This window comes from Cryobacterium sp. TMT1-2-2 (assembly GCF_004403505.1).
Lineage (GTDB): Bacteria > Actinomycetota > Actinomycetes > Actinomycetales > Microbacteriaceae > Cryobacterium > Cryobacterium flavum.
This window is the reverse complement of the sequence record NZ_SOGS01000017.1, coordinates 135,768-148,816: the sequence shown is the minus strand read 5'-3', so window position 1 is coordinate 148,816 and position 13,049 is coordinate 135,768. Positions and strand designations below refer to the sequence as shown.

The following is a 13,049-nucleotide window of genomic DNA, read 5'->3' as shown; positions in this document are numbered from 1 at the left end:
CGTGGGCCAGGCAACCCTGGAGCGGGAGCTCGTTGCACGCCGTGAGGCCTTCGTACACGCGACGGTCGTGCGCGCCCAGCGCCCCACGAGCGCGCACGCCGGCGACACGGCGCTTGTGCGCGCGACCGGCGAGATTGACGGGTTCGTCGGGGGAACGTGCGTGGAGGCATCCGTTCGCCTGTACAGTCTGCAGGTACTCGAAAGCCGCCAGCCGCTGCTGCTGAGGGTCGTGGCGGGTGTGCCGTCGAGCATTGTGGAAGACGGCGCCGTCGAGGTCTCCAACCCCTGCGTGAGCAATGGTGCGATCGAGATCTTTCTCGAACCGCGCATTCCGCTGCCGAGCCTCGTCGTCGTCGGGTCGACCCCCGACGCCGACGCACTCGCCGCCCTGGCACCGCTCGTGGGTTTCGACCTCGTGCAAGCGGATGGCGCGACCGCCGCCCCGCAGGCCGGCGACGCCGCCCTCATCGTCGCGTCCCACGGCCGCGACGAAGAGCCGGCGCTGCTCGCCGCCCTGGCTGCCGGGGTGCCCTATATCGCGCTCGTGGCCAGTCCGAAGCGGGGCGCGGCGGTACTCGCCTCGCTCGACGTGTCGCCCGAACAGCGCGCGCGGGTGTTCAGTCCGGCCGGGCTCGACCTCGGGGCGCGCACGCCCGGCGAGATCGCGGTGTCCATTTTCGCGCAGCTGGTGCAGGAACGGGCCGGGCGCGGGTATCCGTCTCATGCTGCTGCCGTTGACGCGGCGAGCGCCGCTGAACCGGCTGGCAACGCGATCGACCCGGTCTGCGGCATGACGGTGGCCGCGCTGACCTCGTCATTGCAGGTGGAGCATGGCGGCGAGACCGTGTATTTCTGTGCGGCGGGATGCCGCAGAGCGTTTCTGGCGAATCCGGAGCGGTATGCGACCGCGCGCTAGAGCCCTGGCCTGTCGCCAATGGTGCGAGCAATGAGCGCGGATTCCGTGGCCGAACTGGTGCCCTCCGTCGCCGCGCTGCAGAGCGCCCTCGACGCCGAGGACTACCTGGCCGATGAGGGCCTCGCAACGGCGGTGTTTCTGGCCGTGCGCATGCGGCAGCCGCTGCTGCTCGAGGGCGAACCCGGGGTCGGCAAGACCGAGATTGCCAAGGCACTGGCCCGGCTGCTCGACACCGAACTGTTTCGGCTTCAGTGCTACGAGGGAATCAGCGCCGGAGAAGCCCTGTACGAGTGGAACTACCCGCGGCAGCTGCTCGGTATCCGTTTGGCGGAGGCGCGCGGCGTTGAACTGGCCGAAACGGAATTGTTCGGGCGGGACTACCTGCTTCGCCGCCCGCTATTGCGGGCGATCGAGCATGCCGGCCCGCGCCCGGCCGTGCTGCTGCTCGACGAAATCGACCGCGCCGACGCCGAGTTCGAAGCCTTCACCTTCGAGCTGCTTGCCGAGGCGGCCGTGACCATTCCCGAGCTCGGAACCGTCGAGGCCACCCACCCGCCGATCGTGATTCTCACCAGCAACCGCACCCGCGACCTGCACGATGCCCTCACCCGGCGCTGCCTGTACCACTGGATCGACTACCCCTGTCCGGAGCGGATCGCGCAGATCGTGCGGCGTCGGGTGCCCAGCAGCTCGCAGGCCATCGCGACGGATGCCGCGGCCGCGATCACCCGGTTGCGCTCGCTCGACCTGGTCAAACCGCCCGGAATCGCCGAGGCCATCGACTGGGTGAGCGCCCTCGGCGTGCTCGGAATCGAACAGCTCAGCGCCCGCGCGGTCGAGCAGACCTGGGGTTTCGTGCTGAAGAACCGGGACGATCAGGGCCTGGCAGCGTCCCGCGGCTCAGCGTGGGTCGCCGAGGCTGCCGGTGCCTGACCGCGTGCGGCACCCACCGGTCGAAGCGGCGGCTCTCGCCGCCGGCTTCAGCACCGCCCTGCACCGGGCGGGGCTTCCGGTCTCGCCCGACCGGGCCGCCCGGCTGGCCGAGGCGCTTCGACTCATCCCCCCGACCGACCGGGCCGCCCTGTACTGGGCCTGCCGCATCGTGTTCGTCTCCCGGCAGCAGCACCTCAACCGCTTCGACGCGGTGTTCAGCGCCGTGTTCGACGGCCGGCTCGACCCGGCCGAAAGCCGCGGCGACCCCAACGCTCCCCCGGCGATCGGCTCCGAAACCCGCACGAAGGCCGCCCCGCCGACCAACCGACCGGCCGGCGCTCCCGAGCCTCAATCCGAGGCCAGCCCGCCCGCGCCGCTGCCCGGCGCGGACTCGAGCGACGACAGCGACGGCCCCGAGCGTGATGCCATTCTCGCCATGGCGTCCCGTGACGAGCACCTGCACGAGATGGCCTTCGCCGATCTCGCGCCCGAGGAGCTGGCCCGGTTGCGCCAGCTCGTGGCCCGCATCGTGTTGTCGACGCCGACCCGGATCAGCCGGCGCGCGCATCCGACGCCACACAGCCGTGACCGGCTCGATCTGGCCCGCACTGTTCGGGCCGCGCAGCGCACCGGCGGCGACCCGATCGCCCTGCACTTCACGCGGCGCCTCCCGAAACCACGACGGCTCGTACTGCTCTGCGACGTGTCCGGTTCGATGGAGCCGTATACCCGGGTGTTCCTCTCGCTGTTGCAGGGCGCTGCCTCCGGCGCCCGCGCCGAAGCCTTCGTGTTCTCGACCCACCTCACCCGCCTGACCCGGCAGCTCGCGCTGCGCGACCCGGACCAGGCGCTCGCGCAGGCGGCCGCCACCGCGACCGACTGGGCCGGCGGCACCAGGCTGGCGACCAGCATCCGTCGGTTCATCGACGACTTCGGGCGCCGCGGCCTGGCCCGGGGAGCGGTGGTCGTGGTGTTCTCCGACGGCTGGGCGCAGGACGACCCGGCCGACGTCGACGCTCAGATGGCGAGGCTCCGCCGTCTCGCGCACCGCATCGTCTGGGTGAATCCGCGCAAGGCCGCCGTGGACTACCGGCCACTGGTCGGGGGCATGGCCGCCGCCCTGCCCTACTGCGACGCCTTCGTCAGCGGGCACAGTTACGTCGCCCTCGCCGAAGTGGCGGCCGCAATTCGCGGCGACCTATCCGAGAACAACCCGCGGGCATCCGCTCGCCGACCAACTTCCCACCCAATCGTCATGACTCAGCAGAGGACACCCTGATGCAAATCGACACCACCTTCACCGTCGCCGCCCCCGTCGACACGGTGTGGAACACCCTGATGGACTTCGAGCGTGTCGCCGGCTGTGTCCCGGGAGCGCAGATTCTGAACAAGCTCTCCGATGACAACTACCAGGTGGGTATGAAGGTCAAACTCGGCCCAGTGACCATGCAATACCGCGGCCAGATGAATGTCGACGAGCGCGACGCTGACACGCACCGCGCCGTCTTCTCGGGCAAGGCTCAGGAAACTCGCGGGCAGGGCACGGCCCAGGCCACGGTCACGCTCGTGCTGGTCGAAACCGACGGCGTGACCCAGGGCACGGTCAGTGCTGACTTGTCCCTGTCGGGCAAGGCTGCGGCCATGGGTAAAGGCGTCATCAGCAGCGTCACCGAGCAGATGATGGGATTGTTTGCCGGCAATCTGCAGGAGCTGATCGAGAGCGGCGGGTCTGACGACGGCAGCACTGCAACTCCCGTCGGCGACCACGTCGACGATCCAGCCACCCTCGCGCAGGCCTCCCCGCGGGCGGTCACCGATGTGACCGACATCCCGCCGGGAGACGCCCTCGCCGCCGACACGCTGCCCGACGTCACAGCGGAGGCCCCGGCCCGGCCCGGCCTGCCGCCCCGCCCGGTGCCGCCCCGCGTCGCACCCGCCGGCGGGCACCGGGCGGCCCCGCACCGTTCGGCACCCGCTGCGGCGCCGAGCCTGGACGCCATGACCCTGGTCAAAGGCGTCATCACCGACCAGCTGAGCGACCCGGTGAAACTTCTGGGACTGCTGGCCACGGTAGCGTTCATCGCATACCAAATCGGTCGGCGCGCGTCCGGCCGCTAGAGCGAAGGGAGACCACGATGCGTGAAGTACTGGATACTCTGTTCAGCGGCTGGGAGAACGGTGCTACCGCCGGTCTGGCCACGGTTGTGCGCACCTTCCAGTCCGCGCCGCGCCCGGCCGGTGCCTCCATGCTGGTCAGCGCGGACGGCACCGTGGCCGGCTCGGTCTCGGGCGGCTGCGTCGAAGGCGCCGTCTACGAACTGGCCACCCAGGTGGCCGAAGACGGCGTGCCGCAGCTCGTGCGCTACGGCATCAGCGACGACGACGCGTACGCGGTGGGGCTCACCTGCGGCGGAATCCTCGATGTCTTCGTTGAACCCGTCTCGCGCGACACCTTCAGCCTGCTCGAAGGGGTGCACGACGACGTGGCTGCCGGGCGTCCGGTCGGCGTCGCGACGGTGATCGAGCATCCGGACGCCGCCTGGATCGGCCGACACCTCGTGGTGCGGCCGGACGGGTTCGAGGGTGACCTCGGCTCTGATCGTGCGAACCACGCGATCGGCGATGACACCCAGGGACTGCTCGCCGCTGGTCGCAACACGACGCTGACCTACGGCGCGGATGGCGAGCGACGCGGCGAGGGCATGCAGGTGTTCTTCGCGAGCTACGCGCCCCGGCCCCGCCTGCTCGTGTTCGGGGCGATCGACTTCGCCACCGCCCTGGCCCGCCTCGGCACCTTTCTCGGCTACCGGGTCACGGTCTGCGACGCCCGCGGGGTCTTTGCCACCCATGCCCGGTTTCCCGGCGTCGACGAAGTCATCGTCAGCTGGCCAGACCGCTACCTGCGGGAGCAGATCGTCGGCGGCCTCATCGACCCCCGCACCGTCATCTGTGTGCTCACCCACGACCCTAAATTCGATGTTCCCCTGCTCGAAGCGGCCCTGCACGGCCCACCGGTGGCGTACATCGGTGCGATGGGATCGCGGCGCACGCACCTCGACCGCCTGGAACGCCTGCGCCAGGTCGGCGTGACCGACACCGAGCTCGCCCGGCTGCGCAGCCCGATCGGGCTCGACCTCGGCTCGCGCACGCCCGAAGAGACGGCCGTCTCGATCGCTGCCGAGATCATCTCGCTGCAGTGGGGCGGAAGCGGCGAGCCTCTGCACACCCTCGTCGACGCCATCCACCACGACGACCTCGTCGATCCGAACCCGCCGTCCGGCCACCGATTGATTGACGTATGAGCATTCTCGACTCCGTCACCTCGGTGCTGTTCGTACACGCGCACCCCGACGACGAGACCATCAGCACCGGCGGGCTGATCGCGTATCTGGCGAGCCGCAGCATCCGCATCAGCCTGGTCACCGCCACGCGCGGTGAGCGCGGTGAAGTCGTTGCCGGGTCGCTCTCGGTGCTTGCCGGCACCCCCGCCCTGGCGGAAGAGCGCGAGCGCGAACTCGAACGCGCCGCCTTCACCCTCGGCATCAACGACGGCTTCTGGCTCGGCGACAAACCGGCCCGCGCGCCCGGGCTGCCCGCACGCCGCTACCGTGACTCCGGCATGGAGTGGATACGTCCCGGGCTGGCCGGCCCGGCCGCCGGTTCAGAAGCGGATGCCCTCGCTCGCGCACCGCTCTCCGAGATCACCACTGACCTCGTCGCCATTCTCCGACACGTGCGACCGAGCCTCGTCATCAGCTACGACGCCACGGGCGGCTACGGCCATCCCGATCACGTGCGCGTGCACGACGCCGCCCTCCGCGCCAGCCGCAGCCTCGCGATCCCCTACGCCGAGATCATCGACACCCCCACAGCGGATGCTGAATGGTTCGACCTCGAGACCCAACACGACACCGTCGCGGCGGCCCTGCGCTGCCACGCGAGCCAGCTCACGGTCGACGGCGACTTCATCGTGCACTCCGGGGGCCAGCGCGAACCCATCCGCACCGCGATCGGCCTGCGCCTGCGCTGACCCACCACGCCCTGAACGCTGCAACTGCGGAGATTTCCGCGAAATCGGCCTGGAATTGCCGAAATCCACAGCTCTGGACAGAAATTTCCGCAGTTCTGAACGCCACCACCGCTACCAAGACTGTCCCGGCACGATCAGGGTGCCGAAATAGTGCGCTGAAACTACTGAGGCCGCCCAATTGGGCGGCCTCAGTAGAGCGCGGAAGCTCAACAGCGTGTGACAGAACCTATGGTGGAGATGCGGGGAATTGAACCCCGGTCCACTGCTGTGGTCATATGCCTTCTACGGGTGTATCCAGTGAAATCGCTTTCTCGGCCCCGGAATTTGCCACTGGCATCTACTCCGACAGGCCCAGCCTTCGTTTAAGTCCCTCTACGCCCCGTGGCTCAATGTAGAAGCAAGCTCTCTAAATGGCGTCAGGATCCGGGTAGAGAGCATTCCCGGTCTGGCGGACTTCGTTAGTGCTTTCGCTTAGGCAGCGAGAGCGAAGTCAGTGCGGTTTGATTTGGCACTTATTGTTTTGCAGAGATCGTTTACGAGATAACCCTGCATCCTCGACCCGCTTCTCACAATTGCGCAAACAATGTCGAAACCGATCATCCCCATACACATCGCACGCCTTAAAGCGCAGAGCGACGGGTTCGTGTCACACGCTGTTGAGTTACCAATCTGCACCAGTTTCGGTGCAGCCCCCTATCTTACAACAGAAGGCCTGGGGTGCCTAGTCGCCCAAGTGGCGCTGCGCCGACATGGCGCGATCCGATTCGCGCTTGTCGGTGCGTTCGCGCAACGTCTGGCGCTTGTCGTACTCCTTCTTGCCCTTGGCCACGGCGATCTCCACCTTGGCCCGACCGTCCGCGAAGTAAATTCGCAGCGGAATGAGCGTGTAACCGCCCTCCTTGGTCTTGTGGCTGATCTTCACGATCTCTTTCTTGTGCAGAAGGAGTTTGCGCTTACGACGCGGCGGGTGATTGGTCCACGATCCGCCGGAGTACTCCGGAATGTGCACCGCATCCAGCCAGGCCTCGCCGCCCTCGATGAAGGCGTAGCCGTCGACGAGGGTCGCTCGCCCGGCGCGCAGGGACTTCACCTCGGTGCCGCTCAAGACCATCCCGGCCTCGTAGGTGTCACTGATGAGGTAGTCATGTCGGGCCTTGCGGTTGGTCGCCACGACCTTTTCGCCACGTTCCCTGGGCATGCACCTCACCTCAATTCTTTTCATTCAAACGGATGCCGCCGGCCGATCCGGCAGACAGCCCACCAGTCTAGCGGCATCCGCTTAAACGTTAGACCTTGAGGTAGCGGGTGATCGCGAAGTTCGCCGAGAACGCGGCCAGCACCGCACCGACCACGAGCAGGATCGGCACCACGACGAGCGCGTCATCCATGCCGACCAGGGCGAAGCCGGTGAGCCTCGCGCCGAGATAGCCCTGCACGAAGAAGTATACGAGCGCCACGATCGCACCTCCCGCCAGCAGCGAGCCAAGCAGGGCAGCGAACACGCCCTCCAGAATGAAGGGTGTCTGAATGAAGCGGTTGCTGGCACCGACCAGCCGCATGATGCCGAGTTCTCGCCGCCTGGAGAACGCCGACAAACGGATGGTCGTGGCAATCAGCAGCGCCGCCGCAATCAGCATCAACCCGGCGATTCCGATGGCCGTATAGCTGGCCACGTTGAGCACTGAGAAGATCTGGTCAAGGTATTTACGCTGGTCAGCGACATTTTCAACACCAGCGACCCCCGATAGGCTCTCCACCAGCACCGCCGACTGCGACGGATCCTTCAGGTTCACCCAGAAGGTCTGGTTGAGCTGGTCGGCCGTGACATAGTCGGCGACCGGGTTGCCGGCGAACTGCTTCTTGAAGTTCTCGAACGCCTGCTCGTGCGTCTCGAAATAGTAGTTGTCGATGAACGGCGCCAGGGTCGGCGACTTCAGCTGAGCCTCGACCGCGGCGATCTGCTCCGGTGAGGCGTCGCCGCCGGTGCAGGTTTCGCCGGGCGAGATGTCGGAGCACATGTAGATGCCGACCTGAGCTTTGTCGTACCAGAAGTTCTTCATCTGGCCGATCTGCATCTGCATGAGAATGGCCGCACCGACGAAAGTGAGCGAGATAAAGGTGACGAGCACGACGGAGACGACCATCGAGGCGTTGCGCCGCAGACCGTTCGCAGCCTCGGACAGCACCAGACCGAGCCTCATCGGGTCGGCCCCACGTTCTGCTCGCCCGTTTGGTCGGGTTTCTCCCCCGGCGCCCGCAGGCCGAGTTTCTCGGCGAGGGTGAGCTGCTCTGGGGCATCGTTTGGGGCAACCGGAAGCACCGGGCGCGTCATCGGTGGAACCTCGTCGTCAACGGCGGGCACCGGGGCCACGCGGGTCGCGGCGACCGGCTCGGGCTCCGCGGTCGACGCCGCCGCGACGGCAGCTGCCGCAGCCTGGTGCAGCGACACGCTGGTCTCCGGAACCGGGGCAGACGGATGCGTCAATGCTGGTTCGGGTGCAGCAGCCGGCCGGGCGTAGACCGACGCGACGGGCGCGGGGGCGCTGGTGGGGGCATCCGCTGTGGCTGCGGGAAGTACGACGGGAATAGAAGCGGTGGCGTAGCCGCCCTGGCGTTCGTCACGCACGATCTCGCCGTTCACGAGTTCGATCACGCGGCGCTGCATCTTGTCGACGATGCCGGCCTCGTGGGTGGCCATGATCACGGTAGTGCCGCCCGCGTTGATGCTCGCGAGCAGCGACATGATCTCGGCGCTCGTGGTGGGGTCGAGGTTTCCGGTGGGCTCGTCGGCCAGCAGAATCTGCGGCTTGTTCACGATGGCGCGGGCGATGGCCACGCGCTGCTGCTCACCACCGGAGAGTTCGTGCGGCAGGCGCTGGGCCTTTTCGGCCAGCCCGACCATTTTGAGGGTGTCGGGCACGGCTTCCTGAATGAAGCCGCGGCTCTTGCCGATCACTTGCAGGCTGAACGCGACGTTGTCGAACACCGTCTTGTTCGGCAGCAGGCGAAAGTCCTGAAAGACCACGCCCATGTTGCGGCGAAAGTAGGGCACCTTGCGGTTCGAGATCGACCGTAGGTCCTGGCCGAGCACGTGAATGCTGCCGCTGGTGGGCTTTTCCTCCTTGAGCACGAGCCGCAGGCAGCTCGATTTGCCCGATCCGGAGGCGCCGACCAGAAAGACGAATTCGCCTCGCAAAATCTCGACGTCGATCGAGTTCAGTGCCGGCCGAGTGGTGCCGGGGTACTTCTTGGTTATGTGATCAAAACGGATCATAGCTCTTAGAGCCTAGGCATCCGTTGGCGTTTTCCCTACAGCGACATACCCGAGGGGCCGAAGCCTCAGCATCCGTTTAGTCTTCGGGAGCTTTCTTGCGCCAGCGGATGCCGGCCGAGATGAATCCGTCGAGGTCACCGTCGAAGACGTTGCTGGGGTTGTTCACCTCGTACTCGGTGCGCAGGTCCTTGACCATTTGGTAGGGCGCGAGCACGTAGCTGCGCATCTGGTCGCCCCAGCTCGCGGTGATGTTGCCCGCCAGCTCTTTCTTGGTCGCTGCCTCTTTCTCGCGCTCGAGCACGAGCAGGCGCGACTGCAGCACGCGCATGGCGGCGGCGCGGTTCTGAATCTGGCTCTTCTCGTTCTGGCAGCTCACCACGGTGCCCGTGGGCAGGTGGGTGATGCGCACGGCAGAGTCCGTCGTGTTGACCGACTGGCCGCCGGGACCGCTCGAACGGAAGACATCCACGCGAAGGTCACCGTCGGGCACCTCGATCGACTCGGTCTGCTCGATCAACGGCACCACCTCGACCGCGGCGAACGAGGTCTGCCGTTTGCCGGCCGAGTTGAACGGGCTCATCCGCACGAGGCGGTGGGTGCCGGCCTCGACGCTGAGCGTGCCGAAGGCATAGGCGGCGTCGACCTCAAAGGTCGCGCTCTTGATGCCGGCCTCTTCGGCGTAACTGATGTCGAGCACAGTGGTGCGGTAGTCATGCTGTTCGGCGTAGCGCAGGTACATACGCAGCAGCATCTCGGCGAAGTCGGCGGCATCCACTCCCCCGGCGCCGGCGCGAATGGTGATGACGGCGTTGCGCTCGTCGAACTCACCGTTGAGCAGGGTCTGCACCTCGAGCTCGCCGAGCAATTTCTGCAGGCTCGCGAGCTCGACGGTGGCCTCATCGGCCAGTTCCTGATCGCCCTGGCCGTCGTTGGCCATCTCGACGAGAGTCTCGAGGTCGTCGAGCCTGGTCGTGATGCTCTCGATGCGCGCCAATTGCGCCTGCCGGTGGCTGAGGTCGCTGGTCACCTTCTGGGCGTGGTCGGTGTCGTCCCACAAATCGGGCATACCGGCCTCGCCGCTGAGGTCGTCGATGTCCGCGCGCAGTCGATCAATGTCGATCACCGAGCGGATGTCGCCGAACGTGGTCCGCAGCGCGGCGATCTGTACTGAGAAATCCAAGTCAATCATGTTCCGTTCAGCCTACCGGGCGAAGTTTGCGGCGGGTCCGGGTCGCCGGGAGTAGCATCGAAACCGATGAGCAACGCCGACCGCCCCTTCAGCCTGCGCTCGGTCGCCCTGGTGGCGTTTCTGCCGACCCTGCTCTTTTCGATCGGTGAGGGCTCGATCATCCCCTTGATTCCGGTGGTGGCGAGCAATCTCGGGGCGTCTCTCGCCATCGCCGGCGTCATCGCGGCGATGGTCATGCTCGGCGAACTCGTCGGTGACATTCCCAGCGGATGGATCGTCTCGCGTATCGGCGAGCGCAACGCGATGATCGGTGCATCCGCTCTGACCATCGGTGCCGTGATCGTCTGCATTGTGGCTCCCAACCCGCTCGTGCTGGGTCTCGGTATTTTTTTGGTTGGACTGGCCACGGCGATCTTCGCCCTGGCCCGGCACGCCTTCATGACCAACTATGTGCCGTTGGTCTATCGAGCGCGGGCGCTCTCGACCCTGGGCGGTGTATTTCGGGCTGGCTGGTTCGTAGGCCCCTTTCTCTCGGCCGGACTCATTCACCTCACCGGTGGCACCCAGGCCGTGTTCTGGGTGTTCATCGTCTGTTGCGTCGGCGCATCGGTCATGCTGCTGCTGTTGCCGGACCCGTCGAAAACCTTCGCCACTCCGTCCGCTGATGAGACTGTATTCGACGCCACCGACACAAGCACGGGCGCCATCAGCAGCACCGGAACGGCGCGGCCGGCCGTGCCGGTGCAGGGATTATTCCAGACCATTTGGAGTCACCGTGACGTGCTGTTGCGGCTCGGCACCGGCGCCGGTCTGATCGGGGCGATGCGAGCCAGCCGCACGGTGATGCTGCCGCTCTGGGCGGTCAGCATCGGCATCAGCGCCCCCGACACCGCGCTGATCATCGGCATCGCCGGCGCAATCGACTTCGCCCTGTTCTATGTCAGCGGCCAGATCATGGACCGGTTCGGCCGCATCTGGAGCGCCCTGCCCTCGATGATCGGGCTCGGCGCGGGCCACCTGGCGCTCGCCTTCACCCACGACCTGCCGAGCAACGTGGAGTGGTTCATTGGCGTGGCCATGTTCCTGTCGCTGGCCAACGGGATCGGCAGTGGCCTGCTCATGACGCTCGGCGCCGACCTGGCGCCGCGCCCGAATCCGGCACCGTTCCTCGGCGCCTGGCGGTTCACCGCCGACTTCGGCAGCGCCGCGGCACCGTTGGCCGTTGCTGGGATCACCGCCCTCGTGTCCCTGTCGGTGGCCAGCGGGGTCATGGGAGCTATCGGCCTCTGTGGCGCCGTTCTGCTGCGCCGCTACATTCCCCGATACGCGCCGCACCGCCCTGGCCGTCTGCTCTAGCCAACCTGCCGTACCCCACTCCACCTGCTCAGGCAGAATAACCCCTGCAATTTGCGCGCCGGCCAGAAGACTTCCGGGAGATTACAGGCATCCACAAATCAGGCCCCACGATTTGCAGGAGTTATGCTGCCCAGGCCGCGTTACCCGGAGTGTCTCGACTCAAGTACGACTCGCCGTGGCCAGCCGGGCGGAATATTCCCGGCGGCCCGCGCGTTACGGCAGGCATGCCTCTCATCGGAGAATACGAACCAAGCACCTCCCAGTGGGTGCGCGACCAGGTCGACCAGATAGAGAAGTCCGGCGGCACCGAGGGCACGACCCTGCGCGGCATGCCCGTCATCGTGCTGACGACCGTCGGAGTGAAGAGCGGCAAGCTGCGCAAGGCTCCGCTCATGCGCGTTGAGCACGACGGCCAGTATGCCGCTGTCGCCTCGCTCGGCGGTAGCCCCACGAACCCGGTCTGGTACGCGAACGTTGTGGCGCACCCCGAGGTCGAGCTGCAGGACGGCCCGCAGAAGTGGGACATGCGCGCCCGCGAGGTCACCGGCGACGAGAAGGCCGTCTGGTGGGAGCGCGCCGTGGCGGCATTCCCCGACTACGCGGCGTACCAGGTCAAGACCGACCGCGAGATTCCCGTCTTCGTACTCGAACCCACCGCCTGAGGGTGGCGAAGGCCAGCACCCGCAAGGCGTCCATCGACCGCATCACCCTGCCTGACCTGACCGACGACGACGGTTCGCGGCTGCGCTCCGGCGACGGTCGGGAGGCCGAACGCTACACGGACGTCGACCTCGATGGCCGCGACCTGACTGGCATCTCCTTCGGGGAGTGCGAATTCGGCAAGGTGTCTTTGCACGAGGCCAAACTGCGCGGGGCATCCTTCGCGGAGTGCCTCCTGACCGACCTGCACGCACCGGTGTTCAGCGCGCCGCGCTCCAGTTGGCGGGACGTGCGCATCGAGCACGCCCGGCTTGGCTCGGTCGAGGCCTATGAGGCGACACTCCGGTCGGTGCACATTGACGGCTCGAAGCTCGATTTCGTGAACCTGCGCAACGCCACGCTCACCGATGTACTCCTGAGCAACTGCATCATCGAGGAGCTTGACCTCGGTAGTGCCACCGTGCAGCGCCTGGAACTGCAGAATTGCCGCATCGGCACGCTCGATGTCGGTGGTGCCAAGCTCAAAGATGTCGACCTGCGTTCCAGTGATTTCTCGGCCGTGCGCGGCCTCGAAGGACTGCGCGGCGCCACCATCGACGACGCCCAGCTGAGCCTGTTGGCGCCGCTGCTCGCGGCCCACCTGGGCCTGCGCATCGAATAGCACGGCCGGACACCAGCGCCCGATAGACCA

General features: G+C 66.9%; 13 protein-coding genes and 1 other RNA gene. 9 read left to right on the top strand and 5 right to left on the bottom strand.

The annotated features are described in order from the left end of the window. Position 1 precedes the first annotated feature (1 nt). The 6 genes from E3T35_RS12630 to E3T35_RS12605 are packed head-to-tail and all read left to right on the top strand — an operon-like array spanning position 2 to position 5,879. Positions 2-916: an XdhC family protein gene (locus E3T35_RS12630; RefSeq protein ID WP_134346565.1), complete on the top strand. Its 915-nt coding sequence runs from the start codon at positions 2-4 to the stop codon at positions 914-916. A 30-nt stretch (positions 917-946) separates the two neighbouring features. Further along, positions 947-1,849, top strand: a complete 903-nt coding sequence (locus E3T35_RS12625; RefSeq protein ID WP_134379383.1) for a MoxR family ATPase — start codon at positions 947-949, stop codon at positions 1,847-1,849. Beyond that, on the top strand, positions 1,842-3,128 hold the full coding sequence (locus E3T35_RS12620; protein ID WP_241988839.1) for a VWA domain-containing protein: 1,287 nt from the start codon (positions 1,842-1,844) through the stop codon (positions 3,126-3,128). The genes E3T35_RS12625 and E3T35_RS12620 overlap by 8 nt, the downstream gene beginning before the upstream one ends. Beyond that, positions 3,128-3,967: an SRPBCC family protein gene (locus E3T35_RS12615; RefSeq protein WP_134379379.1), complete on the top strand. Its 840-nt coding sequence runs from the start codon at positions 3,128-3,130 to the stop codon at positions 3,965-3,967. The genes E3T35_RS12620 and E3T35_RS12615 overlap by 1 nt, the downstream gene beginning before the upstream one ends. 17 nt (positions 3,968-3,984) lie before the next feature. Further along, positions 3,985-5,151: an XdhC family protein gene (locus tag E3T35_RS12610; RefSeq protein WP_134346561.1), complete on the top strand. Its 1,167-nt coding sequence runs from the start codon at positions 3,985-3,987 to the stop codon at positions 5,149-5,151. After that, on the top strand, positions 5,148-5,879 hold the full coding sequence (locus tag E3T35_RS12605; protein WP_134379377.1) for a PIG-L family deacetylase: 732 nt from the start codon (positions 5,148-5,150) through the stop codon (positions 5,877-5,879). Before E3T35_RS12610 ends, E3T35_RS12605 begins: the two co-directional genes overlap by 4 nt. Positions 5,880-6,108: 229 nt before the next feature. Here E3T35_RS12605 and ssrA read toward each other — a convergent pair. From ssrA to prfB, 5 genes are all read right to left on the bottom strand, one after another. Further along, positions 6,109-6,483, bottom strand: a transfer-messenger RNA (tmRNA) gene (gene ssrA, locus E3T35_RS12600). Between the two features lie 117 nt (positions 6,484-6,600). Next, positions 6,601-7,077, bottom strand: coding sequence for an SsrA-binding protein SmpB (gene smpB / locus E3T35_RS12595; RefSeq protein ID WP_092108491.1), 477 nt, complete (start codon positions 7,075-7,077; stop codon positions 6,601-6,603). Positions 7,078-7,165: 88 nt separating this feature from the next. Beyond that, positions 7,166-8,080, bottom strand: a complete 915-nt coding sequence (gene ftsX, locus E3T35_RS12590) for a permease-like cell division protein FtsX (RefSeq protein WP_092341374.1) — start codon at positions 8,078-8,080, stop codon at positions 7,166-7,168. Next, a complete protein-coding gene (ftsE, locus tag E3T35_RS12585) occupies positions 8,077-9,153 on the bottom strand; it encodes a cell division ATP-binding protein FtsE (protein WP_134379375.1) in 1,077 nt (358 codons plus the stop codon). Before ftsE ends, ftsX begins: the two co-directional genes overlap by 4 nt. A 76-nt stretch (positions 9,154-9,229) precedes the next feature. Then, entirely contained in the window at positions 9,230-10,342 is a 1,113-nt protein-coding gene (gene prfB, locus E3T35_RS12580) for a peptide chain release factor 2 (RefSeq protein WP_134379373.1), read from the bottom strand. Positions 10,343-10,408: 66 nt separating this feature from the next. On the opposite strand from prfB, the gene E3T35_RS12575 reads away from it, so the two are divergent. The 3 genes from E3T35_RS12575 (at position 10,409) to E3T35_RS12565 (ending at position 13,019) form a co-directional block, all read left to right on the top strand. Further along, entirely contained in the window at positions 10,409-11,698 is a 1,290-nt protein-coding gene (locus tag E3T35_RS12575) for an MFS transporter (protein WP_134379371.1), read from the top strand. 224 nt (positions 11,699-11,922) lie between these two features. Next, on the top strand, positions 11,923-12,360 hold the full coding sequence (locus E3T35_RS12570) for a nitroreductase family deazaflavin-dependent oxidoreductase (protein ID WP_092341370.1): 438 nt from the start codon (positions 11,923-11,925) through the stop codon (positions 12,358-12,360). A 2-nt stretch (positions 12,361-12,362) separates the two neighbouring features. Next, positions 12,363-13,019, top strand: coding sequence for a pentapeptide repeat-containing protein (locus tag E3T35_RS12565; RefSeq protein ID WP_134379369.1), 657 nt, complete (start codon positions 12,363-12,365; stop codon positions 13,017-13,019). Positions 13,020-13,049 lie beyond the last annotated feature (30 nt).

Coding starts and splice junctions, on each gene's coding strand:
- ftsE (WP_134379375.1), bottom strand. CDS start 9,153: ATGATCCGTTTTGATCACATAACCAAGAAGTACCCCGGCACCACTCGG.
- E3T35_RS12615 (WP_134379379.1), top strand. CDS start 3,128: ATGCAAATCGACACCACCTTCACCGTCGCCGCCCCCGTCGACACGGTG.
- E3T35_RS12605 (WP_134379377.1), top strand. CDS start 5,148: ATGAGCATTCTCGACTCCGTCACCTCGGTGCTGTTCGTACACGCGCAC.
- prfB (WP_134379373.1), bottom strand. CDS start 10,342: ATGATTGACTTGGATTTCTCAGTACAGATCGCCGCGCTGCGGACCACG.
- E3T35_RS12625 (WP_134379383.1), top strand. CDS start 947: ATGAGCGCGGATTCCGTGGCCGAACTGGTGCCCTCCGTCGCCGCGCTG.
- ftsX (WP_092341374.1), bottom strand. CDS start 8,080: ATGAGGCTCGGTCTGGTGCTGTCCGAGGCTGCGAACGGTCTGCGGCGC.
- smpB (WP_092108491.1), bottom strand. CDS start 7,077: ATGCCCAGGGAACGTGGCGAAAAGGTCGTGGCGACCAACCGCAAGGCC.
- E3T35_RS12610 (WP_134346561.1), top strand. CDS start 3,985: ATGCGTGAAGTACTGGATACTCTGTTCAGCGGCTGGGAGAACGGTGCT.
- E3T35_RS12570 (WP_092341370.1), top strand. CDS start 11,923: ATGCCTCTCATCGGAGAATACGAACCAAGCACCTCCCAGTGGGTGCGC.
- E3T35_RS12575 (WP_134379371.1), top strand. CDS start 10,409: ATGAGCAACGCCGACCGCCCCTTCAGCCTGCGCTCGGTCGCCCTGGTG.